The organism is Neisseria sp. P0022.S010, from assembly GCF_051956635.1.
On sequence record NZ_JBQCXF010000372.1, the window covers coordinates 1 to 2,964 of the forward strand.

At 48.7% G+C, this 2,964-nt stretch carries 4 protein-coding genes; 1 reads left to right on the plus strand and 3 read right to left on the minus strand.

All coding sequences use genetic code 11. The annotated features are described in order from the left end of the window. Nucleotides 1-19: 19 nt before the first annotated feature. The 3 genes from ACTHUT_RS16890 to ACTHUT_RS16900 all read right to left on the minus strand — a co-directional run bounded on the left by ACTHUT_RS16890 (nucleotide 20) and on the right by ACTHUT_RS16900 (nucleotide 2,569). The gene (locus ACTHUT_RS16890; protein WP_308904585.1) at nucleotides 20-799 is read right to left on the minus strand and encodes a ferredoxin--NADP reductase; all 780 of its coding nucleotides are present in this window, start codon (nucleotides 797-799) and stop codon (nucleotides 20-22) included. A gap of 98 nt (nucleotides 800-897) precedes the next feature. Further along, nucleotides 898-1,341 carry an META domain-containing protein gene (locus tag ACTHUT_RS16895; protein ID WP_440419144.1) on the minus strand — a complete coding sequence of 148 codons (444 nt, stop codon included), beginning with the start codon at nucleotides 1,339-1,341 and terminating at the stop codon, nucleotides 898-900. A 70-nt stretch (nucleotides 1,342-1,411) separates the two neighbouring features. Beyond that, nucleotides 1,412-2,569 carry a trans-sulfuration enzyme family protein gene (locus tag ACTHUT_RS16900; RefSeq protein WP_440419146.1) on the minus strand — a complete coding sequence of 386 codons (1,158 nt, stop codon included), beginning with the start codon at nucleotides 2,567-2,569 and terminating at the stop codon, nucleotides 1,412-1,414. A gap of 178 nt (nucleotides 2,570-2,747) precedes the next feature. On the opposite strand from ACTHUT_RS16900, the gene ACTHUT_RS16905 reads away from it, so the two are divergent. Further along, on the plus strand, nucleotides 2,748-2,964 hold a 217-nt coding region (locus tag ACTHUT_RS16905), incomplete at its 3' end, for a GTP cyclohydrolase, FolE2/MptA family (protein ID WP_440419147.1).

A 2,964-nucleotide genomic window follows, 5' to 3' on the forward strand; every position in this document is an offset into this window, starting at 1 on the left:
GCCTTTGACCATTTATCTGTTAAAAACCATTTTCCATCATGATTTCGCCGGGGATGCGGTTGCGGTGCATAGCGTAGCCCAAATCCATCAGGGCTTGGAAAGTGTCTTTGACCATTGCCGGATTGCCACAAACCATAAAGCGCGTATCAGCCTTAGTGAACTTGAAGCCGACTTTCTCTTCTAAGCCGCCATTCTTCAACAATTCGGGAATCCGTTTGCCGCTCAATGCGCCTTCCGTTTCCTCACGCGTGGTGACCGGAACAAAAGTGAATTTATGGAAATATTCCTCAATCAGCGGATGCTCTTTCAAATCGACAAGGCGCTGGTTGAAAATCAACTCGTCGGCATAAGAAACTGAATGCGCTAAAACCAAACGGTCGAAACGCTGCCAGATTTCAGGCTGCTCGATAATGGAGAGGAAAGGCGCAATGCCGGAACCCGTGCAGAGCATGACCAAATCTTTGCCGTCGGGGAAACGCTCGGGCAAGAGGAAACCGGTAGCCGTTTTATCCAGCAAAATGGTATCGCCCTCTTTCATTGCAGCAAAACGCGCCGACATCGGACCGCCTTCGATTAACACCGCGAAATACTCAAGCGTATCGGCGTATTCGGCAGACACGACAGAATACGCGCGCCAAATAAAGCCCTCGCCGTCACGGAAACCAAGGCGCGAAAACTGCCCTGCCGAAAAACGGTAGGACTCGGGACGGCTGATGGCAAAAGTCATTAACTTGGGCGTATGGTGTTTGATCCACAAGACTTTTTCTTCGGTGAACTTGGCTTCGGGCGAGGCTGCCATAATAGGTTTCCTTGATATTCGGTATTAGTTTCAAATAGGGCTTATTATAAAGATTCAAAAGGCCGTCTGAAATTTTTATTTTCAGACGGCCTTTAAGATTATTCACGACGCAAACGGATACTGATGCCTTTTTGTTCCAAAATCAAATCGTTACCGTCAAAACGATAGTTCCACACGCTTTGTTTACTCAAAAAGGCATCTTCCAGCTTCATGTCTTCACACAGCATCATGCTTACCGCAATATGGCCAAAATCAATTTTGTCCGAACCAATCGTATTGGCTTGGAACATCATACCGTTACATCCCATCTTGCCATACGCCTTAGGCATCTCGCTCAAATCCAGATAGGCATCAGTACCGGCCAAATCTTTTTCGGTGAATTTATTGAAAGCGACAACACGCCATTTGGCGGCTAAAGTAGGCTGCGCCGTTTGTTGAGTTTGTACCTGCGATTTAGAGGCTTGTTCAGACTGAGATACTGAAGGAGATGTACAAGCTGCCAAAACCACCATACTCATCAATGCGCCGAATAATGTTTTCATACCTATTCCTTATGTATTACTAAAGGCCGTCTGAAAAACCATTCACTTTCAGACGGTCTTTAAGCCTTATTTACAAAGTCGTATCCAATGCTTTGGAAATATCGTTCCAAATATCGTCAACGTCTTCAATACCGACAGAGAAACGCAGCAGGCCGACTTTGATGCCCATTTCCATTTTCACGTCGTGCGGCACGCCGCTGTGGGACTGGGAATAGCAATGGTTGACCAAACTTTCCACGCCGCCGAGGCTGGAAGCCATTTTGACCAGTTTCATGTTTTTAATCACGCTATTGGCTGCTTCACGCGTGTCATTTTTGAGATAAACCGTAACCACGCCGCCGATGCCTTTGGGCATTTGTGCTTGGGCAAGTTCAAAATGTTCGTGCGACGGCAGGCCGGGGTAAAACACTTTTTCTACGGTGGGATGGGCTTCCAAACGGCGTGCGATTTCGAGTGCGTTTTGGCAATGGGCATTCATGCGCAGAGCCAGCGTTTTGATACCGCGCAACACCAACCAGCAGTCCATCGGGCCTGCAATCGCGCCAGTATGCACCATCATATCGTGCAAAGGCTGCGCCAGCTCTTTGGTTTTGGCAACGACTACGCCCATCAATACGTCGGAATGGCCGCACAAATATTTGGTAGCGGAATGGAACACAAAATCGCAACCCATATCCAACGGCTGTTGCAGATACGGCGTGGCAAAGGTGTTGTCGATACCAACCAGCGCACCGGCTGCTTTGGCTTTCGCTGCGAGGACTTTAATGTCTACCAAGCGCAAAAGCGGATTGGACGGCGTTTCCAGCCAAACCAGTTTGACATTGTGCGCTTTGAGCAGCTCGTCCAGATTATCCGGATTGCCCAAATCGGCAAAAACAACGTTCACACCCCATTTTTGATAAACATCGACCAATAAATCATAAGCACCGCCGTAAATATCGGCGACAGCAACAATGGTATCGCCCGGGCGCAGGAAAGTACGCCATACGGCATCAATTCCCGCCATACCGCTGGAAAACGCAAAGCCGGCCGCACCGTGCTCCAAATCGGCAACGGTATCTTCCAATACCTGACGGGTCGGGTTGCTCAGGCGCGAGTAGCGGTAAGGCACATTTTCGCCAATCTCATGCAACGCAAACATACTGTTTTGATAAATCGGCGGCATCAGCGCACGGTTGTGTTCGTCGCAATCGTAGCTGGAATGAATGGCTTTCGTGGCGAATTTCATTTGATCTCTGCCTATGTAGATGTGAATAATCGAAGATTTTATCACTATCTGAAAAATAGAAACAATCAATGCAGGGGGATAAAGCAAGTGATATAATCTCGCATTTGCAAATCGGCCGACACGAGCCGATTCCCTCCACACGCATCTCAACAATCCTATCATGAAGGACATACCACGCATGAACGCCATTGCAGACGTGCAATCCAGCCGCGATTTACGCAACCTGCCGATTAATCAGGTCGGCATCAAAGACCTGCGCTTTCCAATCTCCCTCAAAAGCAAAGAAGGCGAACAATCCACCGTCGCCCGCCTGACCATGACGGTTTTCCTGCCTGCCGACCAAAAAGGCACGCATATGTCGCGCTTTGTCGCCCTGATGGAAAAACAAACCGATG

Coding starts and splice junctions, on each gene's coding strand:
- ACTHUT_RS16890 (WP_308904585.1), bottom strand. CDS start 799: ATGGCAGCCTCGCCCGAAGCCAAGTTCACCGAAGAAAAAGTCTTGTGG.
- ACTHUT_RS16895 (WP_440419144.1), bottom strand. CDS start 1,341: ATGAAAACATTATTCGGCGCATTGATGAGTATGGTGGTTTTGGCAGCT.
- ACTHUT_RS16900 (WP_440419146.1), bottom strand. CDS start 2,569: ATGAAATTCGCCACGAAAGCCATTCATTCCAGCTACGATTGCGACGAA.